The organism is Massilia sp. Soil_C_3, assembly GCF_057657035.1.
On the sequence record NZ_JBDGJG010000004.1, the window covers coordinates 103420 to 126697 of the forward strand.

19 protein-coding genes and 1 pseudogene are annotated in these 23278 nt (G+C 67.6%); 7 read left to right on the top strand and 13 right to left on the bottom strand.

The features are described 5' to 3' along the window. Nucleotides 1-18: 18 nt before the first annotated feature. Together AC3A6F_RS08690 and AC3A6F_RS08695 are read right to left on the bottom strand one after the other, a co-directional pair. Nucleotides 19-1554 (bottom strand): Do family serine endopeptidase, encoded by a 1536-nt coding sequence (locus AC3A6F_RS08690; RefSeq protein ID WP_487679819.1) that lies wholly within the window; start codon nucleotides 1552-1554, stop codon nucleotides 19-21. Between the two features lie 285 nt (nucleotides 1555-1839). Then, nucleotides 1840-2310 (bottom strand): Hsp20 family protein, encoded by a 471-nt coding sequence (locus tag AC3A6F_RS08695; protein WP_487679821.1) that lies wholly within the window; start codon nucleotides 2308-2310, stop codon nucleotides 1840-1842. Nucleotides 2311-2527: 217 nt separating this feature from the next. On the opposite strand from AC3A6F_RS08695, the gene AC3A6F_RS08700 reads away from it, so the two are divergent. Beyond that, on the top strand, nucleotides 2528-4441 hold the full coding sequence (locus AC3A6F_RS08700) for a M61 family metallopeptidase (protein ID WP_487679823.1): 1914 nt from the start codon (nucleotides 2528-2530) through the stop codon (nucleotides 4439-4441). 183 nt (nucleotides 4442-4624) lie between these two features. Then, nucleotides 4625-5857, top strand: a complete 1233-nt coding sequence (gene tyrS / locus AC3A6F_RS08705; RefSeq protein ID WP_487679825.1) for a tyrosine--tRNA ligase — start codon at nucleotides 4625-4627, stop codon at nucleotides 5855-5857. 4 nt (nucleotides 5858-5861) lie between these two features. Here the strand turns inward: tyrS and hisN are convergent, their stop codons facing one another. The 10 genes and pseudogenes from hisN to AC3A6F_RS08755 form a co-directional block, all read right to left on the bottom strand. Continuing rightward, nucleotides 5862-6665 carry a histidinol-phosphatase gene (gene hisN / locus AC3A6F_RS08710; RefSeq protein WP_487679827.1) on the bottom strand — a complete coding sequence of 268 codons (804 nt, stop codon included), beginning with the start codon at nucleotides 6663-6665 and terminating at the stop codon, nucleotides 5862-5864. 5 nt (nucleotides 6666-6670) lie between these two features. Beyond that, the gene (locus AC3A6F_RS08715) at nucleotides 6671-7039 is read right to left on the bottom strand and encodes a hypothetical protein (RefSeq protein ID WP_487679828.1); all 369 of its coding nucleotides are present in this window, start codon (nucleotides 7037-7039) and stop codon (nucleotides 6671-6673) included. A 69-nt stretch (nucleotides 7040-7108) separates the two neighbouring features. Continuing rightward, nucleotides 7109-7885, bottom strand: coding sequence for an alpha/beta hydrolase family protein (locus tag AC3A6F_RS08720; RefSeq protein ID WP_487679830.1), 777 nt, complete (start codon nucleotides 7883-7885; stop codon nucleotides 7109-7111). A 397-nt stretch (nucleotides 7886-8282) separates the two neighbouring features. Further along, a complete protein-coding gene (locus AC3A6F_RS08725) occupies nucleotides 8283-9800 on the bottom strand; it encodes a Y-family DNA polymerase (protein WP_487679832.1) in 1518 nt (505 codons plus the stop codon). Then, nucleotides 9730-10437, bottom strand: a complete 708-nt coding sequence (gene imuA / locus AC3A6F_RS08730) for a translesion DNA synthesis-associated protein ImuA (protein ID WP_487679834.1) — start codon at nucleotides 10435-10437, stop codon at nucleotides 9730-9732. The genes AC3A6F_RS08725 and imuA overlap by 71 nt, the downstream gene beginning before the upstream one ends. 133 nt (nucleotides 10438-10570) lie before the next feature. Next, on the bottom strand, nucleotides 10571-11581 hold the full coding sequence (locus AC3A6F_RS08735; protein ID WP_487679836.1) for a DUF2955 domain-containing protein: 1011 nt from the start codon (nucleotides 11579-11581) through the stop codon (nucleotides 10571-10573). Next, nucleotides 11581-12753 (bottom strand): HlyD family secretion protein, encoded by a 1173-nt coding sequence (locus AC3A6F_RS08740; protein WP_487679838.1) that lies wholly within the window; start codon nucleotides 12751-12753, stop codon nucleotides 11581-11583. Before AC3A6F_RS08740 ends, AC3A6F_RS08735 begins: the two co-directional genes overlap by 1 nt. Further along, a complete protein-coding gene (locus AC3A6F_RS08745; protein ID WP_487679840.1) occupies nucleotides 12750-14339 on the bottom strand; it encodes an efflux transporter outer membrane subunit in 1590 nt (529 codons plus the stop codon). Before AC3A6F_RS08745 ends, AC3A6F_RS08740 begins: the two co-directional genes overlap by 4 nt. A 2-nt stretch (nucleotides 14340-14341) precedes the next feature. Next, nucleotides 14342-15484, bottom strand: coding sequence for an AI-2E family transporter (locus AC3A6F_RS08750; RefSeq protein ID WP_487679842.1), 1143 nt, complete (start codon nucleotides 15482-15484; stop codon nucleotides 14342-14344). 43 nt (nucleotides 15485-15527) lie between these two features. Further along, nucleotides 15528-15635 (bottom strand): annotated as a pseudogene (locus AC3A6F_RS08755) (SDR family NAD(P)-dependent oxidoreductase); the annotation flags it as partial. A gap of 369 nt (nucleotides 15636-16004) precedes the next feature. Here AC3A6F_RS08755 and hepT point away from each other — a divergent pair. The 4 genes from hepT to AC3A6F_RS08775 all read left to right on the top strand — a co-directional run bounded on the left by hepT (nucleotide 16005) and on the right by AC3A6F_RS08775 (nucleotide 21804). Next, nucleotides 16005-16424 carry a type VII toxin-antitoxin system HepT family RNase toxin gene (gene hepT, locus AC3A6F_RS08760; RefSeq protein WP_487679844.1) on the top strand — a complete coding sequence of 140 codons (420 nt, stop codon included), beginning with the start codon at nucleotides 16005-16007 and terminating at the stop codon, nucleotides 16422-16424. Nucleotides 16425-16550: 126 nt separating this feature from the next. Further along, nucleotides 16551-17135: a DUF2760 domain-containing protein gene (locus AC3A6F_RS08765; protein WP_487679846.1), complete on the top strand. Its 585-nt coding sequence runs from the start codon at nucleotides 16551-16553 to the stop codon at nucleotides 17133-17135. Then, nucleotides 17132-18988, top strand: a complete 1857-nt coding sequence (locus tag AC3A6F_RS08770; RefSeq protein WP_487679847.1) for an Hsp70 family protein — start codon at nucleotides 17132-17134, stop codon at nucleotides 18986-18988. The genes AC3A6F_RS08765 and AC3A6F_RS08770 overlap by 4 nt, the downstream gene beginning before the upstream one ends. Further along, on the top strand, nucleotides 18985-21804 hold the full coding sequence (locus AC3A6F_RS08775) for an Hsp70 family protein (RefSeq protein WP_487679849.1): 2820 nt from the start codon (nucleotides 18985-18987) through the stop codon (nucleotides 21802-21804). The genes AC3A6F_RS08770 and AC3A6F_RS08775 overlap by 4 nt, the downstream gene beginning before the upstream one ends. On the opposite strand, the gene AC3A6F_RS08780 is transcribed toward AC3A6F_RS08775, so the two are convergent. After that, complete coding sequence (locus tag AC3A6F_RS08780) at nucleotides 21788-22483, bottom strand: methyltransferase domain-containing protein (RefSeq protein WP_487679851.1); 696 nt, start codon at nucleotides 22481-22483, stop codon at nucleotides 21788-21790. The genes AC3A6F_RS08775 and AC3A6F_RS08780 overlap by 17 nt on opposite strands. A gap of 114 nt (nucleotides 22484-22597) precedes the next feature. Between AC3A6F_RS08780 and AC3A6F_RS08785 the strand changes: the two genes are divergently transcribed. Continuing rightward, nucleotides 22598-23239, top strand: coding sequence for a DUF4230 domain-containing protein (locus tag AC3A6F_RS08785; RefSeq protein WP_487679853.1), 642 nt, complete (start codon nucleotides 22598-22600; stop codon nucleotides 23237-23239). The last annotated feature ends 39 nt before the right edge of the window (nucleotides 23240-23278 follow it).

Here is a 23278-nt window from a genome sequence, read left to right on the forward strand (position 1 = left end):
CGAGGACGCTGTGCTTCCTTACCCGATCCGCACCGGAATGAAGATTTTGTCACCACCGCGCTGGATCAGCAAGGCCACCGACTTGCTGGCCTTGGACACCATGTCGCGCACCTGCTCGACCGAGTTCACCGGCCGGCCGTTGACCGAGATGAGCACGTCGCCCGGTTCGACGCCGGCGATCAGCGCGGCGCCCGAAGCGTCCTCGATCACCAGGCCGTTGGCGATGCCGCTACGGCGGCGCTCGCTTGACTCCAGCGGACGCAGCGTCAGGCCCAGCTTGGCGCTGTTATCGGCCATTTCGGCCAGTTCCTGGCCCTGGCCGCGGCGCGGCCGCTCGGCCGCATCGCCCAGGGTCGCGTCCAGACGCACCAGTTTACCGTCGCGCCAGACATCGAGCGCCATCTTGTCGCCCGGCTTTGACAGGGTCATCATGGCCGGCAGCTCGCCCGACGAACCGATGGTCTTGCCATTGGCGCGGCGGATCACGTCGCCCGACTTCAGGCCGGCGCGCTCGGCCGGGCTACCGCGTTCGACGGTCGAAATCAGCGCGCCTTCAACCGTCTCGAGCTTGAACGAGTCGGCGAATGCCTGCTCCACTTCCTGCACCTGCACACCCAGCTTGGCATGCTGCACCTTGCCGGTGGCGACGATCTGGTCCTTGATGCGCACCGCGAGGTCGATCGGGATCGAGAACGACAGGCCCTGGTAGCCACCCGTCATGCTGTAGATCTGCGAGTTGATGCCGACGACTTCGCCGCGGGTATTGAACAGCGGACCGCCCGAGTTGCCGGGGTTGACGGCGACGTCGGTCTGGATGAACGGGACGGAGGCGTCCGCGATCGCGCGGCCGGTGGCGCTGACCACGCCGGCGGTGACGGTGCTTTCGAGGCCGAACGGCGAACCGATGGCCAGCACCCACTCGCCCACCAGCAGCGACTGCGATTTGCCGAGCGGCGCCACCGGCAAGCCCTTGGCGTCGATCTTGAGCACGGCCACGTCGGTGCGCGGGTCGGAGCCCAGGACCTTGGCGCGGAATTCGCGGCGGTCCTGCAGCTTGACGGTCACTTCGTCGGCGCCTTGCACGACGTGAGCGTTGGTTAGGATGACGCCGTCCGGGCTTACGATGAAGCCCGATCCGGCGCCGAAAACGGGAGTCCCACGATCGCCGCCGCGTTCGCCGCGTGGATCCTGGAACTGTCGGAAAAATTCGTAGAAGGGATGGCTCGGGTCGAGGTTGGGCAAGCCGCCGCGATTGGCGGTCTTGGTGCCGCCGACGACGCGGATATTGACCACCGCCTTGCCCTGCTGGGCGGCGATGCGGGTGAAATCGGGGAGCGCGACGGTCGACGCTGGAGCGCCCACGGCGGCGGCCGGCGCGGGCGCCGGGGCTGGCGCCGCTGCGACGGCAGGCGCGGCTTGGGCCGCGGCACTGGCGACGGCATTATTGTGATTGACAGCGATGGCACCGACCGCGCCACCGATGACGCCTGCGGCACCCAGGGCCAGCATGAGGCGTTTGGCAGTGATGGCAGTAACGGCACTTGGGTTCGACATGGTGTGTGCTCCTGGTGAAAATGTGTTGAATCGATGTTGAGTATCGATGGACGTATCTTCGCGCAGCCGCCTTAGATCATGCTTAAGTTGACAAGGCTTCGGGCTTAGGCGCGCCTTAATGATGGGTGCAGGCCATTCTTCCACTAGCGCAAAAACGTCGTTCCCGCGAAGGCGGGAACCCAAGTCTGCCCGCGTTACCAAGACGCTCGCAAAATTAGGTTCCCGCCTGCGCGGGAACGACGTGGTTACGCTAACGATGTGATTACGCTAACGGCAGACCAAGGTTTAGGCGGCTTCGCGCTGTTCCAGGGTCTTGACGTTGTCGCCGCTGATGACGCCGGCGGCGTCGCCGATGGCGATCTTGCGCGGCTTCAGGGCTTCGGGCACTTCGCGCACCAGTTCGATGGTGAGCATGCCATTGTCGAACGACGCGGTGGTGACCTTCACGTGGTTGGCCAGCTGGAAGCGCTGTTCGAAATCGCGCGCGGCGATACCGCGGTGCAGGAAGGTGCGCTGGACTTCGTCCTTCTGCTTGCGGCCGGTGACGTGCAGGCTGTCACGCTCGGTGATGATCTCGACTTCGTCGCGGCTGAAGCCGGCGAGCGCCATCACGATACGGTATTGGTCTTCGCTCACCAGTTCGATGTTGTACGGCGGGTAGCTTGGCTGCGCTTCGGCGCGTTGCTCGAGCAGGCTGGCCAGGCGATCGAAACCGATGGCGGAACGGTACAGGGGAGTCAGGTCGAAAGTACGCATGATAGTCATATCCTTGTGAAGTTAAGCGATAAGGGACGGAACCTCTGTTGAGCATTCCGTTGGTACCAATCTAATGTCATGCCAAACGATTTTCAAGTCATACGAAATACGGATTTTTAATTATTTTTGCAAATTTTATTTGCATGATGTATCAACAGAAATTTGTGTTGGATGGGGTGCTACACTCGGCGGCTTACCCTTGGCTTCCCGCTTCACGATGACTCCTTTCCCCTTCTTCACCCGCGCCACCCGTCAGGTAGGCGCCCTCGCTTTTGCTCTCGCGCTGGCCCTGCCCGCTTCCGCCCAAGTCCCTGCAGTCGGCAATGCCCCGTATCCGGGCACGATCGCGCTGCACGTCGACGCCAGCAACCTGGCGCAGCAGATCTTCAGCATGCGGCTGTCGATGCCGGTGCAATCGGGCCCGATGACCCTGCTCTATCCGCAGTGGGCGCCGGGTAACCACGGCCCCAACATTCCGCTGACCCAGCTGGCCGGCCTGAAGTTCAGCGCGGGCGGCAAGCCGCTCGAGTGGACGCGCGACCCGGTGCAAGTCCACGCTTTCCATGTGACGGTGCCGGAAGGCGCCACCGAGCTGGTGGCCGAATACCAGTTCCTGTCGCCGCTGGACACCAGCCAGGGCCGCATCACGATGACCGACGATATCCTCGGCGTGCAGTGGCAATCGGTGGCGCTGTACCCCGCCGGCTACCACGCGCGCCGCATCACGGTGCAGCCGACGCTCACCCTGCCCGCCGGCTGGCAGTTCGCCAGCTCGCTGGCGGTGGAGGGCCGCAGCGGCGACGAGGTGCGCTTCAAGCCGCACGACCTCGACACCCTGGTCGATTCGCCGCTGTTCGCCGGCCGCTATTTCAAGCGCATCGACCTGGCGCCGGGCGCGAAACAGCCGGTGCTGCTGAACGTGGTGGCCGACAATCCCGAGAGCCTGGAAGCGAAACCCGAGCAGATCGCGCTGCACCGCGCGATGGTCGACCAGGCGATCAAGCTGTTCGGCTCGCGCCACTACCGGCAGTACGACTTCCTGTTTGCGATCTCGGACGAATTCGGCGGCATCGGCCGCGAGCACCAGCAGTCGAGCGAGAACGGCGTGCGGCTCGGCTACTTCACCGACTGGGGCCGCAACGAAGCCGGCCGCGAGCTGCTGCCGCACGAATTCGTGCACTCCTGGAACGGCAAGTTCCGCCGCCCCGCGGGCCAGGACGTGGCCAACTTCAACACCCCGCTGCAGAACGAACTGCTGTGGGTATACGAGGGCCAGACCCAGTTCTGGGGCAAGGTGCTGGCCGCGCGCTCCGGCCTGGTGTCGCAGAACCATGCGCGCGAAGCGCTGGCGATCGACGCGGCGCGCTACGACAAGACGCAGGGCCGCGACTGGCGCGCGGTGCAGGACACGGTCAACGATCCGATCATCAACGGCCGCAAGCCGATCGGCTGGGGCAACTGGCAGCGCAGCGAGGACTACTACACCGAGGGCATGCTGATCTGGCTCGACGTCGACACCAAGATCCGCGAGCTCTCGGGCGACAAGCGCAGCCTGGAACACTTCGCGCGCGCCTTCTTCGGCATCGAGGACGGCAGCATCGACGCGGTGTACTACACCTTCGACGACGTGGTGGCGGCGTTGACCAAGGTGCAGAAGTTCGACTGGGCGCCGTTCCTGCGCGCGCGCCTGGACGGCCATGGTCCGGGCGCACCGCTCGACGGCCTGGCCCGCGCCGGCTGGAAGCTGGTGTACGGCGACACCCCGAGCAACGCCGTGCGCGCTCTTGAAGAACGCACCCGCAGCGCCGACTTCACCTATTCGCTCGGCTTCTCGGTGCGCAGCAATGGCGACGTCGCCGGCGTGGTGTGGGACGGCGTGGGTTTCCGCGCCGGCCTGGCGGCCAACACCACCATCGTCGCGGTCAACAACCGCGCCTATAAGGGCGACGTTTTGAAGGAGGCGGTGCGCGCCAACAAGGACGGCAAGGCGCCGATCGCGCTGTTGGTACGCAAGGGGAACAACCTGCGCACCATCACGCTCGACTATCGCGACGGCTTGCGGTATCCGAAGCTGGAGCGCATTCCAGGCACGAGGGATCGCCTGGATGCCTTGTTCAAGGCGGTCAAATAATCTTGACCTGTCTTTGCCGCTGCGGCTAAGATGGACTCATGACTTTCATCGTGACCTCCCCTGCCAGCTATTACGCCTACCGCACCTCGCGGCGGTAGGGGCTGTCACGCAACCCGGTCCGCCTCAGGCGGACCACGCATGGGCAATCGGTCATCCTGGGGCGTTCCACCACCAGGAAAACACATGCCCCAATCTTCCGACCTGCTGCAGCTGCTGCAAGAACGCGGCTTCATTCACCAGTGCACCGATGCGATCGGACTGCGCCATGCCATGGCCACGCCGCTCACCGCCTACCTCGGCTTCGACGCCACCGCCGACAGCCTGCACGTCGGCCACTTGCAGGGCCTGATGCTGATGCGCTGGCTGCAGCGCGCCGGCCATCGTCCCATGCTGCTGATCGGCGGCGCCACCACCCGCATCGGTGATCCGAGCTTTCGCGACACCTCGCGCCCGGTGCTGGACGCCGCCGCCATCGCCGCCAATATCTCCGGCATCAAGGGCGCCTTTACGCGCTACCTCGGTCCGGATGTCAGCGTGGTCGACAACGCCGAGTGGCTGGACGGACTAGGCTACCTCGACTTTCTCGGACAAGTCGGACGCCACTTCAGCGTCAACCGCATGCTGACCTTCGATGCGATCCGCTCGCGCCTGGAGCATTCGCTGTCCTTCCTCGAATTCGGCTATACCCTGCTGCAGGCCTACGACTTCGTCGAGCTGGCGCGCCGCCATGGTTGCACGCTGCAGATCGGCGGCGCCGACCAGTGGGCCAATATCATCAACGGCATCGATCTCGGGCGACGCCAGTCGGGGCTTGACCTGTACGGCCTGACCATGCCGCTGCTGGCCACCAGCGACGGCAAGAAGATGGGCAAGTCGGCCGACGGCGCGGTGTGGCTGAACGCGGATCGCCTGTCGCCGTACGGCTTCTGGCAGTTCTGGCGCAATGTGGACGACCGCGATGTGGAACGCTTCCTGGCGCTGTTCACGGAGCTTTCGATGGACGAGGTGCGCCGTCTCGGCGCGCTGCAGGGAGCGGAGCTGAACGAGGCCAAGATCGTGCTGGCCAACGAGGCGACGCGGCTGGCGCACGGCCAGGATGCGCTCGATGCGGCGCGACGCGCGGCGGCGGCGGCCTTTGGCGGCGCGGATCGGGGCGGCATGCCGACGCATGCGATCGACGCGGCGCGCCGCAGCGCAGGCGTGACATTGGCGGAACTAACCGTGGAAACCGGCCTGGCGGCATCGCGCGGCGCCGCGCGCCGCCTGGCCGCGGGCGGCGGCCTGCGGCTGGATGGCGTGGCAGTAACGGATGCCGATGTGCCACTGGCAGGCGATGGCGCCGAATGGGTGTTGTCGGCAGGCCGCAAGCAGCACGTGCGCATCGTGATCGCCGCCGCGGAACAGGAAATGTACTAGTTCCTCAAGCGCTACGCAGGCGCGCGATCAGCGGCAGCAGTTGCCGATGCAGCTCCGGGTCGCCGCAGGCGATGACCGAACCGCCGTGCTGCGGATCGCCGCCCTCCCAGGTGGTGATCACGCCGCCGGCGCCTTCGACCACGGGAATAAGGGCCTGCACGTCGTGGACGTCGAGGTGCGCTTCCAGCACCAGGTCGACCAGGCCGTGGGCCAGCAGGCCGTAGGCATAGCAGTCGCCGCCGAAACGCACGATCTGCGCCTGCGAGGCGATGGCGTCGAACACGGATTGCTCGGCGACTTTCGCGCCGGCCGCCGGGACGGTCAGCATCACCCGCGCCTGCGCGAGGGTCGGGCAACGGCGCGTGCGGATCGGCGCGCCGTTGCACCAGGCGCCATGCGGCGTGCCCATGAAGCGTTCGCGCGTAAACGGCTGGTCGATGACGCCGATGACGGGCTTTATGCCGTCGTTGAGGGCGATCAGCGTGCCCCAGATCGGCAGGCCGGTGACGAAGGCGCGGGTGCCGTCGATCGGGTCAAGCACCCACTTCCATGGGCTGGCTCCGTCGACGCTGCCCTCTTCCTCGCCGACGATGCCGTGCTCCGGATAGCGCGCGGCGATCAACGCGCGCATCGCCCGTTCGGCGGCGCGGTCGGCCACAGTGACCGGGTCGAATACTGCCCCGTGGCCTTGCGCGGCCTTGTCCTCGACGACGAGGTCGGCGCGAAAGTGCGGCAGGATGGCGGCGCCCGCGGCGTCCGCGAGTTCTTCCGCAAAGGCGCGCAGGACGTCCAGCTGCGCGTTGTCCATGCCTGTCACTTCCATTCGCCGCGCTGGTTCACCAGCGTCTTCTTGCCTTCGGTGACCACCAGGCGGCCGTCCGCGAAGACGGTATAGGTCACGCGGCCGGACTTGAACACATAGCCCTGGAAGGCGCCGGGCGTGACGCCGTCGGCGGCGAGCGAGTGCATGGTCTTGCCGCGCAGGGAAATCGCCTTGCCGGACTTCTTGCTGGTGCCGACGTAGCGCACGTCGTCGCAGGTGACGTTGCCCTCTTCGCACTGCTGCGTGATCTTGACGGTGAAGCCCGGCGTTTCCAGGGTTTGCTGCGCCTGGGCGTGGGCGTATGTCGACGCAGCCAGCGTCAGGGCAGCCAGGGCTGCCAGATTCGTGAGTCGCTTCATGGTTCCTCCGGTCGGCTTCGATGGGCGGATTATGCCTCATCGGATCGGCTCGACCGTTCGCTGGCGCGCTTATGGCTCCGCGCGACCCAGGTCGAGGTAGCGCGAGGCCCAGGCGGCGATCACGTCGGCGATGTAGACGGCGTCGTGGCGGCGCCTGAGGAGGTGGTCGGCATCGTCGAGCGAGACGAAACTTTTCGGATGACGCGCGGCCTGGAAGATCTGCAGCGCCTTGTCCACGGCGACGGTGTCGTCCTGCGGCGAATGCATCACCAGCAGGGCGCGACCGAGGTCGCGGATCTTCTGTTCCAGGCGCTGCTCGGCGACGTCTTCCAGGAACTGGCGCTTGATCGTGAATGGGCGGCCAGCCAGCTGGACGTGGGCGACGCCATGCGTGGCGATGGCGTCGATGTGTTCGCGGAACATGCCGGTGACGTGGTGCGGATCGCTGGGCGCGGCGACCGTGGCGACGGCCCGCACCTCTGGCATGCTGGACGCCGCGGCCAGCACCGCGGCGCCGCCCAGGCTATGGCCGACCAGGAGCTGCGGCGCGGCGTACTCGGTGCGCAGGAAGTCGGCGGCGGCCACCAGGTCGGACAGGTTGGATGAAAAATTGGTGTTGGCGAATTCACCCTCGCTGGCGCCGATACCGGTGAAGTCGAAGCGCAGCACGGCGATGCCGTGGCGCGTCAGGCCCTGCGCGATGCGGGCCGCGGCGAAGACGTCCTTGCCGCAGCTGAAACAGTGGGCGAACAGGGCGTAGGCCTTGACCAGGCCCTCGGGTGCGTCGAGGCGCGCGGCCAGCAGCTGGCCGTCGGCGCCTTTGAAGTGGACTGCTTCGCCTGCCATGGGCGTCTCCTTGTCGTCGTGGTCCGGTTGTCAGATGGACGGTTGCGGGCCAACGATAGCATGGGCGGTAGCGGTGTCGGCATCTGTCATCGGGCATACCGCTGCGGGGCGATGGTATTTCGAAGCGCGAAAACCGTCGCTCCCGCGAAGGCGGGAGCCCAAGTGTGTGTCACCACGGACTTCGTGCGGCATTGGCGGTTTGTGAAAAACTTGGGCTCCCGCCTCCGCGGGAGCGACGGTGGTGGTATGCGGTCGCTCGAGATGATGGTATGCGGTCGCACGAGAGATGATGGTATGCGGTCGCTCGAGAGATGATGGTATGCGGTCGCTCGAGAGATGATGGTATGCGGTCGCTCGAGATGGTGTCATGTAGTTACACGGCAGCCGACTTGCACCATCACCCGAACAAGCCATGCAAGAACCAGCGCGGCGCCGCATCCTCGCCCGTGCCGTTGATGCGCTCGCGATAGATCCAGTACAGCGCGTGGTCTTGCCCCTCGGCGATGAAGTAGTCGCGCGTTTGCGTCTGGCTCCACCAGCCGGCCTCGATGCGCTCGGGATTGGACGCCACGCGCAGCGGCGAACCGTAGAACGGCCGGTGGTCGCGCATCAGGAGCGCGATCGGCTTGGCCAGCAGCCAGCTCGGGCGCGGCAGGCTTTGCACGTCGGGCGGCATCTGCGCCGCGCGCGCGGCGGCGCTCACCTTCTGCTGCACCGGCACCCAGGCGTTGGCGACTTCGGGCCGGTAGTCGGCCACCGGCAGCGCCTGCAAGACATTGTCTGCTCCCAGACGCGCCACCAGCAGTTCGATCATGCGCATCCGGTCTTCTTCGCTGCCGCCGGGATCGGGGAATAGCGAGTCGGTTGGTGGCGCCATTGCCTGCAATTGCTGCGCCTCCAGTCCGATGCCGATCACGGGCGCCTCGAGTTCGAGCTTGGCCAGGCGCTCGCGCAGCAGGCGCAGCAGGTGCTCGTCGCGCCAGGTGGGTTCGGCCAGCGCTACCTCGACCAGGGTCGGTGGACGCGCCATGCGGCCGCGCTCGTGGTCGAGCGACAGCTGGATGCGTTCGACCGCCAGTTGGCGCGCGCACAGCCAGCCCGTCATCTGCAACACCAGGCGGTGGGCGCCGGCCAGCAGCAGGTCGGCCTGTTCGAGCCGGTCGAACAATTCGAGCCGCGCATGGAAGCGTTCTGGTGGCGTGACCCACTGGAACAATTCGGCGTTCAGGCCATAGGCGGCGTCCAGCATGTCGAGCAAGGCCCGCCCGCAGCGCCGCTGCAGGCCAGGGCGCGGCAGGCGCCGCAGCTCGTCCAGGCGGCGGCAGCCGATGCCCTCGAACCAGCTGGCGAACGGCCGCGCCGGCGGCAGCAGGCCCACCGGCAAGCGGTCGAGGCGCCGTACCAGCGAGTCCATGGTGAGGGCGCGGCCCGCATTGCGGCGCGCCAGCAGCCAGGCCCCGCGCGCGGTGGGCGCGCAGGCGATGCAGGCCGTGAAGCCGAGCGCCGCCATATTGGCGCGAATGCGCTCGCACAGGCGCCGGATGCCGCCGAACAGGCGCAGGCTGGCGCCGATGTCGAGCAGCAGCGTCGCTTCTTCGGCCAGCGCCACCTGCGGCGTGTACTGCAGCATGGCCATGGCCACCGCCCCCATGGCGTCGGTTTCGCGCTCATGGCTGCGCAGTTCGATGCGCGCCTCGGGCATCAGCATCAGCACGCCGCCGCGGCGCATGCCGATCTGCACGCCGGCAGCACGCGCCGCCGGCGACAGCGCCATCACCCGTTCCTGCTCGAGGATGACGTTGCCAGGGTCCGGGCCGCCTGCAGCGCCGCCGGCCTCGCCCGCCTCACTGAACCAGCGTGGGCTGAAGACCTCGAGCGGTAGCTGGGGCAAATACAGGCCGATCCAGAGGCGCATGGCGTTGCAGTAGTGAAGATCCAAGAGGAAGGAACAGCGGCGCCTCGCGCTGCGGTCCCCGACGTTTGACGAAGTCGATATTCATGCCGCCGGCCGCCGGCCGCAGCGCAAGACGCAAAGGCGCGGGAGATGCATCTTGCGCCGCCGCCAGCGGACGGAGCATGAAAAACAGCGTTTCGCCGCCTTGCGCCGCCAGGTGCAGGCGGCGCAGATTGTCGTTACGCATATGGTTGGCCCAGAACAACAAAGCACCGCAGCTACCGCTACGCAACACCTGCTCGGCCGCCCACAGCGCATCCGCGGTGCGTGTCGTGCGCAGCCACAGCAACTGCGATGGCTCCAGGCCGAGCGCGGCAAGCGCCAGGGCCTGGGGTGGATGGGGCGGCTGCAGCAGCACGATGCGGCGTTCGGCGCAGGCAGCCAGGGCCGGCCGCAGCAGGCGCATCTCGCCGATGCCGGGCTGCTGCAAGTGCAGGTCGACCAGGGTGCCGCCGGGCCAGCCGCCGCCGGGAAGCTGGCCCGAGAGCGTCGGGTGGCCGGTATCGATGCAGCGCGTGTCGGCATGCGCCAGCTGCGACGCGCGCCACAGCGATGGGTGCACTGCCTCTGGTGCGGCAAGGATGGCTGAGTGAGTCATGTCAGGCTTATCGAACAAATACTGTATAAACGTACAGTACTCGCTGAGGTCGCGTTTTGCAAGACCTATTCATTTTGGCTATACCAATTGGGTCACTGGTATTGACTAAAATTAAACGTCTTCGCCTGCCTACTCACGCCATTGACCTCGATGCGCGCCACCCTTCCAGCACCCACACGACGGCCCAGGCATACAGCGTGAGCACGACGAACAGGGTCACCCGCACGAGCGAAGCATGACCGACGTCCTTCCCCACCACGCTATCCTCGATGGCCGGCCCCAGCAGGATCAGCATGGTCACCAGGGCATTGCTCCAGAACGACGGTGGCAGCGACGAGGCTTTGAGGCCGAACAGCCGGGCCCCGCTCCAGAACGCGGCGGCGGCCATCCACAGCACCAGCATCCACAGGGTCGGCAGCAAGGCCAGGCCGAACCAGGCCAGGGTCGCCATGCCCGCGCCGGCCAGGGTCGACCCCACCAGTACCCGCCCCGCCACGCGGGCACCGGTGGAGCCGGCCTGCTGGCCCAGCAGCACCGACTTGATGATGGCGGACAGATAGAAAGCCGGGTGGATCAGGGCCAGCACCAGCACCGGCATCACCACCAGCGTGGCCTGCGCGGCGCGCCATCTGGCCGCGTGCGCGGCAACGGCGGGGGGCGCCGGCCTGGCGCCGGACTCCTCCCCATCCGGGAACAAGGCATGCGACAGGCTGCCGACCAGCACGCCGACAAAAAGCCCCAGCGCGATGGCGGTGCTGATCGCCGGCACCAGGGCCTGGTCGACCACCCCGGCCACCGGAACCAGGGTGAAGGCAATTGCCACGATATTCGCCAGCGGGCTGCCGCTTTGCAGGCCGACGAAGAACACCGCGTACAGCAGCAGCGCCGTCAGCACCAGCGCGACGCTGGCGTAATGCTCCAGCAGCGGCACCATCAGCACGCCGGCCGCCAGCACCACGGCGACCAGCAGGGCCACCACCAGACCCTTCAGCAGGGGCATCGGCGGCCCCGGCTTGCTCAGCAACAGCACGGTCATGACACACAGCACGAACGGCGACGGCAGCGCCAGGCCATAGGCGAGCAGCACGGCCAGCGCCAGGCCGATCGCCAGCCGCAACACCGCCTTGTCAGCGCGCTCCATCATCAATAAAGATAAGAAAGGTAGCTCATCAGGCGGATGAAGACGGCGCCCAGCCAGTTCATCAGGCCGTAGTCATCCGTATACACCAGCACGTCGGCCTGCCCGCCGATCCTGGCCGCGCGCAGTTGGGCGCGCTCGGAAGGATCGAATTCCACGGCGACCGGGAAGCGTTGCGCCTGGCGCAACCAATCGCGGCTGTTGTCGATCTCGGGCAAGGTGCCGGCCTGGGCCTGCCGGCCCGAATTGACCCCGCTGCCCACGCTGCGCACCCGCCCTTTCAGGACCTTGCCCGGCACGACATCGAGCACGATGGCGACCTCGTCGCCCGGCGCGATATTGCCGAGGTTATTCTCGGTCATGTCGGCGCTGATCCAGAGGTCGTGGACGGCGATCAGGGTCATCGCCGCCGAACCGGCCTGCACGACCTGGCCGACATCGGTGCGCAAGTCGGTCACCCGGCCGCGTGCGGGTGCGGTCACGGCCGTACGTTCCAGATCGAGCTCGGCCTTTTCGACCGCCGCGCGGGCGCTGAGCAGTTGCGCATTGCGCTCTCCCTGCTCGCCGGCCGCCTCCTCGGCGCGGCGCAGCTCCGCCTGGGCGGCGATTTCCTGGCTGCGCGCCGTGGCCAGCGAAGCGCGCGCATTCTGCACCCGGCGGATCGACAGCGCGCCGGGGTCTTCGGCAAAGATCTGCTCCATCCGGCCCGCATCCTGACGGGCGAACACATGCATGGCCCTGGCGGCCTGCAGCGCCGCCTGGGCTGCCTCGACCGCCAGCGCCGAGGCATTGACCGAGCGCCGCACCGATTCATAGTCCGCCAGGCTGCGCCGCAGGGCGATGCGGTAGGTGCTGGGGTCGATATGGAACAGGAGTTGTCCCTCCTCCACTTCGTCGTTGTTCTTGACGTAGACCTCGTGCACCATGCCCGTCACCTCGGACGCCACCGGCACCACGAAGGCCTGCACCCGGGCCTGCGAGGTGTAGGGCGTCAGGCGATCCGCCACCAGATACCAGCCCAGGCTGGCCACGATCAGCGCCAGCACGACGATCAAGCCCAGCCGGCTTTTCTTGCCCGGCCGCGCCGGCGCCGGCACGCTGGATGCCGCCGGGACGGGCGTCGGCGCAGCCTCGCCGGGCGGTGCCGACTGTTCGAGCTTGACTGGATCCGGACTCATGGCCTGCGTCCCCCATCAGGTGCTTTTTCAGCTTTAACTTCGGCCTCGGCACCGGGCGCCGGCAACGGCGCGCGCAGGATGTCCTTCCAGTCGCTGCGCCGCTCCATGACGGCGCGGGTCGCCTCATCCACGGGCGGGCGGCTCCTGCCCTGCTCCCAGCCGCCGCCCATGGCTTTATAGAGGGCGATCAGGTTCTGCGCCAGGCTGCCCTGGCTCGTGGCTAGGAGCTCTTGTTGGCTAAACAGGGAGCGCTGGGAATCGAGCACGCGTTGGAAATCGGTCAAGCCCTCGCGATACTGGAAGCTGGCAATATCCAGCGAACGCCGGGCGGCCTTGACGCCATCTGCCAGCAGCACGATCTGCGCGCCAGTCCGGGCAAAGCCGGCGGCCGCATCGTCGACCTCGCGCGCCGCATTCAGCACCGCCCCCTGGTACTGCTCATAGAGCTGCTGGAAGCGGGCATCCTGCACCAGCACGCCATTGCTCAGCCGGCCATGGTCGAACACATTCCACAGCAGGCCGGAGCCGAGCGCCCAGTTCAGCACCCGCGGCGCCCCATCCAGCGAGGTGGCCGACAGGCCCACCGATCCCAATAGCGAGATCGAGGGATAGAGCTCGGCCGCGCTCACGCCAATCAGGGCAGACTGGGCGGCAAGCTGCATCTCCACCGCCCGCACATCGGGCCGGCGCCGCAGCAGATCGGCGGGCAGTTCGGTAATCAGGTCGGCAGGCAGCCTGGTCATCGTGTGCAGGCCCGCCTCCCCCGCGCTCATCTCGGGCAGCGGGCCGGGCGCGCGCGCCAGCAGGATACTCAAGGCATTCTGCGCCTGGCGCAGGCCGATCTCGAGCGGAGGGATGGTGGCGAGAGTGCCCAGGTACAAGGTCCGGGCCTGCTGTACATCCAGCTCGGCCTCGTTACCGCCACGGAACAGCAGCTCGGTGATCTCCAGGCTGCGCAATTGCAAGGCCGCGTTGTCGCGCGCGATCGCCAGACGCGCCTCGGTGGTGCGGATCGTGCAATACAGGCTGGCCACCTGGGCCGCCATCAAGACCTGCACATCGTCGTAGCGGGTGATGCTGGCCAGGTAGCCGGCGTCGGCCGCCTCGATACCGCGTTTGAACTTGCCCCAGAAGTCGAGTTCCCAGCTGATGTCGAGATGGGTGTCGAAGTTGCTCAGGCTGCTGTCCGGCCCGCCTGCCCGCCGCTGTCCCACGCGCAGCAGCTCGCCGCTGAGCTGTTGCCCCTGAGGATAGAGCGTGCTGCCGGCGATCCCGAGCTCGGCGCGTGCTTCCATGATGCGCAGGCCGGCGGCGCGCACCGTGGGGTTCACGCGCTGCGCCTCGGCGATCAGCGCGTCGAGCACGGCATCGTCGAAGCCGCGCCACCATTGCTGGATCGATCCGCGTCCCGGCGCGCCGGCGCCGGATTTCAGCGAGGCCAGCGAACCGCCGTCCCAGCCGGCCAGCGCGGCCGGCATCTCAGGACGTTCGAAGTCGGGCCCGACCGTCCCGCAGGCGCCCAGCAGCGCCGCGCCTGCCAGCGCCAGCGCGCCCCTGCCCGACCGCTTCCCGAGCGCGTCGCACACGGCTACTCCGGCGGCGCCGCCGCTGTCACCGGCACAGGCGCTGGCGCAGGCGCCACGGCATCGGGGCTGTTCGCCACCCACCACATGAAGGCCTGGTAGCTCAGGGCCAGGAAGACCGCGCCGACGAACATGCCCAAGAGGCCGGCGCTGGCCAGGCCGCCCAGGGCGCCGAGCAGGATCACGGGCATCGGCGCATCCACGCCGCGCCCCAGCAGGAGCGGCTTGAGCACATTGTCGAGCGAGCCGGCGAGCAGGAGCAGCACGGAATACATGATCGCCTGTGTGCTGCCGTAGTCCCCGCTGGTCCAGATATAGATAATCACCGGCAAGGTAGCGAGGATGGCCGGCACCTGCACGATGCCCAGCACCAGGATGAGCAGGGACAGCAGGCCCGCAAACGGCACGCCGGCCAGAATGAGCACCAGGCCGATCACGATGGCCTGGATGAAGGCCACGCCCAGCACGCCCAGCGCCACTGCCCGGATGGTCGCCGTGCACAGCAGGGAGAACTCTTCACCGCGCTCGATGCCCACCATGCGCACGAAGATGGACCTGATGGCGTTGGCGCCCGCCCGGCCCCAGGCCATGATGATGCCGGCGATGATGAACGAGAACAGGAACACCAGCATTGCGCCGGCGATGCTGGCCACCACCTGCAGCGCCCTCCTGGTCAGGTCCGCCACTTGCGCCTGCCTGCTGCGCAGCAGCGCCGGCAAGTCCGCATACGCCTCCGACCACACTTCGTGGATGCGCTTGCCGACCAGCGGCCATTCGGCCACGTCGGGCGACGGCGCGGGAACCTTCAGGGTGCCGGCGCGGAGGCTGGCGACGGCGTCCTGCAGCGATTCGCCGAGCGAGGTCATCAGGATCGCCGTCGGCACCCCGATCAACACGATGCCGGCGATCACCAGCAGGGTGGCCGCCAGCCCCTGCTTGCCCGCCATACGCTGCGCCAGCTTCTGGTGCGCCGGATACAAGGTCACCGCCAGGACCACCGACCACACGATGAGCGACAGGAAGGGAGCGAAGATGCGGTAGCTCAGCAGCGCCAGCCCGAACACGATGCCGGCCCGGATGAACACGTCCAGCAGCTTCCTCGACAGGCGTTCTTCGAGGTTGCTATCGAGCTTGTCGGGGGCGTTCACGGGGCGGTTCCTTTCCAGCCTAGCCGGCCTCGACCTGTGCCTCATTCGCGATGACGATGCGCGCACCTTCGCGCGCATAGGTGAGCGCGATTTCCTTGCCGATGCCGCTGGCGGCGCCGGTAACGACAGCAACATTCCCCTCGAGCTTCATGACGCCTCCCTGGAATACCTGTCAGATGCTCGACCGCTCGCACAGTTCAGACAATTGGACCTTGGTCGCATGATCAGGACAAGGCAGGAGGCGCGCCTTGATGGCTTAGCAAAGGCAAAACTCAAAGGCAACAGCCTTCTTGAGTTAGCGTAAAAACGTCGTTCCCACGCAGGTGGGAACCCAATCTTGCAGGCGTTTCGACGACATTTGCAGCACTTGGGTACCCGCCTGCGCGGGGACGACGGCCTTACCGCTGGCTCAGCCGCTTAAGCTGGCGGCATTAGAGCCGCGCCTTGTTTATTGACGTACTGGCACCATCTGGGTGGTTTCGCCCTTGTGGGCAAACCGACCACCGACAACGGAGACGCCATGGATGACGACATTCTGGTCAGCAAGGCCGGCATCATCGAACGCTGCTGCCGGCGTGCCCGCGACGAGTATGAAAAAGACCCGAATACTTTCCCTGAAGACATTACGCGCCAGGATGCCGCCACCCTGAACGTGATCCGCGTCTGGGAAGCCGCGATCGAGATGGGAGATTATGTGATCGGTAACGCCCGCCTCGGCCTGCCGCAGGACGAGCGCGAAGTCATCACCCTGCTGGCCGAACATGGCTGGATCGCACCCACCCTGGCCGAGGATCTCAAGCGCACCGGCGAGTTCTGCCGCGCCGAATGGGATTATCAGGCGTCGCCGCTGCCGGCGCTGGTGACCATCGTCAAACGCGGCCTCGACGATTTCACCGATTATTCGGCTGCCTTGCTGGGCGGCGCACGACTCATCGAATAAACTTTCCAGCCAGTTGTCGGCGCGAAAAACAGGCGCCAACTGGTATGATTCGCCTTTTTCCGGGGGTGGCTCTCCCATTGTCTGACATGACAGGCAGCCATCCCGCACCTGATTACCAAGAAAAAAATGAGCACACCTTCCAATCTGCCTGGCTTCTTCAGCCGCCTGTCGATCGCCTTCGGCGCCCTGTTCAAGTCGCTCGGCGACGCCGAGTTCGCCGCGCGCGTGCGCGATGACGGCGTCGGCCCGACCGCCGCACCTGCCCCGGCGCCCGTCCCGACTCCAGCCCCTACTCCAGCGCCAGCTCCGGCCCCGACGCCGCTGCGCGCGCCAAGCCCGGATTCGGCACTGCAACTGCTGAGCCTATTCCAGCGCGAAGCCCGCCTGATCGACTTCGCCCACGAAAACCTCAGCGCCTATTCGGACGCCGACATCGGCGCCGCCGCCCGCGTCGTGCACGAAGGCTGCGCGCGCGTGCTGCGCGAGCATTTCGCCATCGAACCGGTGCGCCTTGAGGCCGAAGGCAGCCGCATCACCCTCAACGAAGGCTTCGACGCCGCCAGCGTGCGCCTGACCGGCAACGTGGTCGGCAAGGCGCCGTTCAACGGCACCTTGAGCCATCGCGGCTGGCGCGCATCGAAAGTCACGCTGCCGCAGCTGGCCGAGAGCCATGACGCGCGCGTACTGGCCCCGGCGGAGGTGGAACTGTGAGCCAGCCGGAAAACGCACGCTATGCCATCGGCATCGACCTGGGCACCACCCACAGCGCCCTCTCGTATGTCGACCTGCAGGCCAGCGACGGCGAGAAGGCCGTCGACGCCGTGCTGCCGATCCCGCAGCTGACCGCGCCCGGCACGATCGAGGCGCTGCCGCTGCTGCCGTCCTTCCTCTACCTGCCGCACCCGGACGAGATGCCGGCCGGCGAACGCGCCCTGCCCTGGAGCCAGGGCGAAGAAACCGCGGTGGCCGGCGAGATGGCGAGGAGCCGCGGCGCAACCACGCCGATCCGCCTGGTGTCGTCGGCCAAGAGCTGGCTGTGCCATCCCGGCGTGGACCGCCGCGCCGCGATCCTGCCGCAGGATGCGCCTGAAGAAGTCACCAAGGTGTCGCCGCTGGCCGCCTCGACCCGCTACCTCGAACACCTGCGCCAGGCCTGGAACGCGGCGCACCCGGAAGCGCCGTTCGACCAGCAATCGGTCACGGTCACCATCCCCGCCTCGTTCGATCCGGCCGCGCGCGAACTGACCGCGGAAGCGGCGCGCCAGGCCGGCTTCGCCCCTACCCTGCTGGAAGAGCCGCAAGCGGCCCTGTACAGCTGGATCCAGGGCAGCGGCGGCCGCTGGCGCAAGCAAGTGCAACCGGGCGACATCATCCTGGTGGTCGACGTCGGCGGCGGCACCAGCGACTTCTCGCTCATCGCGATCCTCGAACGCGACGGCAAGCTCGAACCGCACCGCGTGGCCGTGGGCGACCACATCCTGCTGGGCGGCGACAATATGGACCTGGCCCTGGCCCACTTCGTGGCGCGCAAGCTGGCCACCAATGGCACCCAGCTCGACGCCTGGCAGATGCGCGCCCTCACCTATGGCTGCCGCAGCGCCAAGGAAGAACTGCTGGCCAATCCGAACGCCACCACCCACCCGATCGTGGTGCCGAGCCGCGGCTCGAAGCTGATCGGCGGCTCGATCCGCACCGAACTCACGCGCGAGGAAGTCACCTCCTTCATCACCGACGGATTCTTCCCCCGCGTGGATGCGTCGGCACGTCCGGCCGTGCGCGCCCGCGCCGGCCTGACCCAGCTCGGCCTGCCGTATGCGCAGGACGCCGCGATCACGCGCCACCTGGCCGCCTTCCTGGCGCGCCAGGCCGGCGCCACCGCCGAACTCGAAGGTTTCCAGGGCCGCGTGACCGCGGAGCACAGCTTCCTGCATCCGAGCGCGGTGCTGTTCAACGGCGGCGTGTTCAAGTCCGGCATCCTGGCCCAGCGCGTGATGGACACCATCAACGACTGGCTGTACATGGAAGGCGCTTCAGCCGCGCGCATGCTCGAAGGCGCCGACCTGGACCTGGCGGTGGCGCGCGGCGCGGCCTATTTCAGCTACGCGCGGCGTGGCGGCGGCGTGCGCATCCGCGGCGGCACGGCGCGTTCCTACTATGTCGGCGTCGAATCGTCGATGCCGGCCATTCCCGGCATGGAGCCGCCGCTGGAAGCGCTCTGCGTGGCGCCATTCGGCATGGAAGAAGGCAGCGAGCTCGAATTGCCGGGGCAGGAATTCGGCCTGGTGATCGGCGAGCCGGTGACCTTCCGCTTCTTCGGTTCGACCACCCGCCGCCAGGATCGCATCGGCGACGTGCTTGAGTTCTGGGGTCCTGAAGAACTGCAGGAACTGAACGAGATCCAGGCCACGCTGCCGGCCGAAGGCCGTGTCGCTGGTGAAGTCGTGCAGGTGAAACTGCATGCGCTGGCCACTGACGCGGGCACGCTGGAACTGGCGGCTGTCGCCCGTGACGGCCAGCGCTGGAAGGTCGAGTTCGACGTTCGTACTGTCTCCGACGCACAGTGACGTACCTGGTAGGCATCGACCTCGGCACCACCAACACGGTGCTGGCTTTTGCCCGCGACGGCAAAGGCGCGATCGAGCTGTTGTCGATCGACCAGCTGGTGGCGCCCGGCGAAGTCGCCGGCGCGCCGCTGCTGCCGTCGATGCGCTACCACCCGGGCGCGGACGAACTCGCGCCCGGTGAACTGCAACTCCCCTGGAATGCCCTCGATGTGGCCGGCGTCGAATGCGTCGCGCTCGGCCGCCTGGCGCGCGCGCTCGGCGCGGCCACGCCGGGGCGCCTGGTGACCAGCGCCAAGAGCTGGCTGTCGCATCCCGGCGTCGATCGCATGGCGCCCATCCTGCCCTGGGGCTTTGATGCTGACGTGGCCAAGGTGTCGCCGGTGGCGGCCAGCGCCAGCTACCTGGCCCACCTGCGCGCCGCGTGGAACACGCGCTTTCCCAAACAGCCGCTCGAACGCCAGCAGATCGTGCTCACGGTGCCCGCCTCGTTCGACGAAGGCGCGCGTGCGCTGACGCTGGAAGCATCGAAGCTGGCCGGCCTGCCGAACGTGCGCCTGCTGGAAGAACCGCAGGCCGCGCTGTACGACTGGCTGTACCGGCATCGTGCGAACCTGAGCGAAGATTTGGCTGATGCGCGCTTGGTACTGGTAGCCGACGTCGGCGGTGGCACCACCGACTTCAGCCTGGTCAAGGTCGAAGCCAAGGATGGCGAACCATCGCTCACCCGCATCGGCGTGGGCAACCACCTGATCCTGGGCGGCGACAATATGGACCTGGCGCTGGCCCACCTGGTCGAGTTACGCATGGCCGAACAGGCAGGAGAGGACGCCACACGCACCCGCCTGTCGAGCGCGCGCCTGGCCCAGCTCACCGAACGCTGCCGCGCTGCGAAAGAGCAGCTGCTGGCCGAGGATGCGCCGGACCGCGTCACCGTCACCCTGCTCGGCGCCGGCAGCCGTTTGATCGGCGCCAGCCGCAAGGCCGACTTGCGGCGCGAGGACATCGAGCGCATCGTGCTCGATGGCTTCTTGCCGCTCAATGCAGCGCAGGAAGACGCGAGACGCGCGCGCGCCGGCATCGTCGAATTCGGCCTGCCATATGCGAGCGACCCGGCCATCACGCGCCACCTGGCGCTCTTCCTGCGCCAGCACGCGGCCGCCGCGCGCGAGGCGCTTGGCCTGCCCGACGATGGCACGCTGCCGGTGCCAGACACGGTGCTGCTCAACGGCGGCGTGTTCAGGGGCGCGGCGCTGGCGCAGCGGCTTGTCGATACACTGACGGCATGGCGCGGTGCTCCTGTGCGCGTGCTGCACAACGAAAACCCCGACATCGCCGTCGCCCGCGGCGCCGTGGCCTATACGCTGGCGCGCCAGGGCCTGGCCCCGGCCATCGAAAGCGGCGCCGCGCGCAGCTACTACCTGCTGCTCGATGGCGAGGCGCAAGGCGACAAGCTGCGCGCCGTCTGCCTGCTCCCGCGCGGCACACCCGCCGCGCTCGAGGTGGCATTGGCGGACCGCAGCTTCGCGCTGCGCGTCGGACGCCCGGTACGCTTCCACCTGGTGTCGACCATCGCCGACAGCGGCGCCCCGCCGCAGCCCGGCGACCTGGTCGACCTGGATCCGTCAAAGGTGGTGCGCCTGCCGGCGATCGCCACCGTGCTGCGCGCCGCGCGCGGCGCGCCGACCGAGATCCCGGTGCGGCTGGTGACGACGCTGAGCGAAGTCGGCACGCTCGACGTGCATTGCGTGGCCGAGGATGGCGGCCAGCGCTGGCAACTCGCATTCCAGCTGCGCGGCAATGACGACGGCGACGGCGACACGCAAGAAGAGGTGCTGCCTCTGGAGCTGGACGCCGCCGTCGACAAGATCGAGCGCGTCTTCGGCACCCGCTCGAAACAGGTCGACCCGAAGGAAGTGAAACAGCTGCGCGCCGGCCTGGAACACCTGCTCGGCGCGCGCGAACGCTGGACCACGCCCCTGCTGCGGCGCCTGTTCGACGCCCTGCTGGCGCGCGCGAAAGGCCGGCGGCGCTCGGTCGAGCACGAGCGCGCCTGGCTCAATCTCGCCGGCTACTGCCTGCGTCCCGGCTTCGGCCACCCGCTCGACGAATGGCGCATGGAGCAGTTGTGGGCGATGTTCGAGGGCGGCGTCCAGCACCACAGGGACAGCCAGGTGCGCGCCGAATGGTGGACGCTGTGGCGCCGGGTGGCGGGCGGCCTGTCGACCGAATCCCAGCTGCGCGTGCTGGACGATTTCGCCTTCAACCTGCAAGCCGACGAATCCGAACGCGGACGCCGGCCGGTCACCCTGGTCGACGGCAGCGAAGAAGACATGCTGCGCGTCGGCGCCTCGCTCGAACGCATCCCGTCGGCCTATAAAGCCGAGATCGGGGAATGGCTGCTGGGCCAGATCGACGACATCCCGTCCGCCGGCAAGCTCGACGCCCGCGCCAGCGCGCGCTATGGTCGCTACCTGTGGGCCCTGGGCCGCGTCGGCGCGCGCCAGTCGTTCCAGTCCAGCGCCCACGAAGTGGCGCCGCCCGAGGTGGCCGAAAGCTGGCTGGTCAAACTGCTGCAGCTCGACTGGCGCAAGGTGGAGCCGGCCGGCTTCGCCGCCGCCCACATCGCGCGCATGACGGGCGACCGTTCGCGCGACATCAACGAGGAAGTGCGCGCGGATGTGCTGCGGCGCCTGGCCGCCAGCGGTGCGCCGCCGATGTGGACCGCGATGGTGCGCGAGGTGGTGGAGCTGGACCAGGCCGTCGAGACGCGCTTGCTGGGCGATGCGCTGCCGCCAGGGCTCAAGCTGCTGCGCTGACCGGAGCCTGTGCGGCCAGCTTGCCCACCAGGATCAGCGACACCGGCTTGCCGGTACGTGGATGCAGCGGCTCGCGCATCTCGACCACGCGCAGGCCGTGCCGCTCGAACAGCGCGATCCAGCTCGAGATCGTGCGGAAGTACCAGGGCGGCGCATCCTGGAAGTCAATGCTGAAACCGGCCCAGCTGCCCGCGCGCCAGCCATCGGCATAGGGCGCGTCGCCGCAGGCCATCAGCGGATGCACGGTCTGCACGATCAGCGTTCCACCGGCCCGCAGATAAGTCGGCGCGGCGGCGAACAGGCCGTCGACCGCTTCATGTCCGATCAGCGAGAAGTTGGCGACGGCGACGTCGACCGCCAGCGCCAGCTCGCCGGCCGCGATCTGTTCATACGACAGCACGCGGAAGTCGCCACCGCCGGCGGCACGCGCTTGCTCGACGAGGCCAGCGATCGCGTCCACGCCGACCATTTCTACCTCAGGCAGCGCACGTACCAGCCAGCCTTCTCCGCAGCCGAGATCGACGCCGGTGCGCGGCGCGCGCGCGCGCACCGCCTCGACGATGGCGGCATTGGTCACCAGCGTGCGGCTCTCGATTTCTCCGCTACGCACTGCGCTGGTCCAGGGGTTCGCATTGCGCGACCAGGATGCGAGGATTGCTGCGTCAGTGTGATCGGTCATGGCGTCTCCTTTAGCGCTCATTATGCATGAGGCGGCGGGCCGCCCCCAGGCATGCGGCAGCCATCGCCATCATCCAGTAGACTGGCCGGGTTCAACGCATCCAGCCTGTCGTCCATGAAATCTCCGCAACGCCTGCCGATCCTGCTCGTCGCCATCACGGCCGCCGCCATCATCTTTGTCTTCATCAAGAAGCCGCCCGAGCAGGACGCGCTTCCGCCGCCGCTGGTCTCCCTGGAAAAGATGGGCCACCTGGTCTCGCTCAAGATGAACTACGCGGACGTCATCGAATTCACGCAGCCGAACGCGGTCGACATTCCCTGGTCGCAATGGGAAGTGCGGCTGGGAAGCACCCGCGTGCTGCTGGTTGCGCGCGGCGACTGCACGGTGGCGACCGACCTGCGCCAGGCGCGCTACGAAGACATCGACGAGCGCGCGCGCACCCTCACCATCGTGCTGCCTCCGCCGACGCCGCTGCAGGCGCGCATCAACCACGATGCGCGCAACCGGGGCGGCTCCTACTTCTATGCGGTCACCGAGCAGGGCTTGCAAGCCTTCATCCCTTCTGCCCAGACCCGCACCACCGCGATGAACAATGCGCTGGGCACCGCGCAGAAGGCGGTGCAGGCGGCCTGCAGCCAGCCTGCCGTGCTCAATACCGCCAAGGAAAACGCGGCCACCGTCATGCAGGCCACCCTGGCCGCCACCGGCTGGATGCCGACCGTCATCTGGGAACCGCTGTCTCCTGCAAGGCCCTGAGCAGGAGGGACCATAGTGAGTTGATAGATAATGTCGGAT

Bases quoted from the DNA above. Each gene is read 5' to 3' on its own strand.
- AC3A6F_RS08715 (WP_487679828.1), bottom strand. From the start codon at position 7,039: ATGAAGCGACTCACGAATCTGGCAGCCCTGGCTGCCCTGACGCTGGCT.
- AC3A6F_RS08780 (WP_487679851.1), bottom strand. From the start codon at position 22,483: ATGACCGATCACACTGACGCAGCAATCCTCGCATCCTGGTCGCGCAAT.
- AC3A6F_RS08695 (WP_487679821.1), bottom strand. From the start codon at position 2,310: ATGCGTACTTTCGACCTGACTCCCCTGTACCGTTCCGCCATCGGTTTC.
- AC3A6F_RS08785 (WP_487679853.1), top strand. From the start codon at position 22,598: ATGAAATCTCCGCAACGCCTGCCGATCCTGCTCGTCGCCATCACGGCC.
- AC3A6F_RS08690 (WP_487679819.1), bottom strand. From the start codon at position 1,554: ATGTCGAACCCAAGTGCCGTTACTGCCATCACTGCCAAACGCCTCATG.
- AC3A6F_RS08740 (WP_487679838.1), bottom strand. From the start codon at position 12,753: ATGAGTCCGGATCCAGTCAAGCTCGAACAGTCGGCACCGCCCGGCGAG.
- hisN (WP_487679827.1), bottom strand. From the start codon at position 6,665: ATGGACAACGCGCAGCTGGACGTCCTGCGCGCCTTTGCGGAAGAACTC.
- hepT (WP_487679844.1), top strand. From the start codon at position 16,005: ATGGATGACGACATTCTGGTCAGCAAGGCCGGCATCATCGAACGCTGC.
- AC3A6F_RS08735 (WP_487679836.1), bottom strand. From the start codon at position 11,581: ATGATGGAGCGCGCTGACAAGGCGGTGTTGCGGCTGGCGATCGGCCTG.
- tyrS (WP_487679825.1), top strand. From the start codon at position 4,625: ATGCCCCAATCTTCCGACCTGCTGCAGCTGCTGCAAGAACGCGGCTTC.
- AC3A6F_RS08700 (WP_487679823.1), top strand. From the start codon at position 2,528: ATGACTCCTTTCCCCTTCTTCACCCGCGCCACCCGTCAGGTAGGCGCC.
- imuA (WP_487679834.1), bottom strand. From the start codon at position 10,437: ATGACTCACTCAGCCATCCTTGCCGCACCAGAGGCAGTGCACCCATCG.
- AC3A6F_RS08765 (WP_487679846.1), top strand. From the start codon at position 16,551: ATGAGCACACCTTCCAATCTGCCTGGCTTCTTCAGCCGCCTGTCGATC.
- AC3A6F_RS08725 (WP_487679832.1), bottom strand. From the start codon at position 9,800: ATGCGCCTCTGGATCGGCCTGTATTTGCCCCAGCTACCGCTCGAGGTC.
- AC3A6F_RS08720 (WP_487679830.1), bottom strand. From the start codon at position 7,885: ATGGCAGGCGAAGCAGTCCACTTCAAAGGCGCCGACGGCCAGCTGCTG.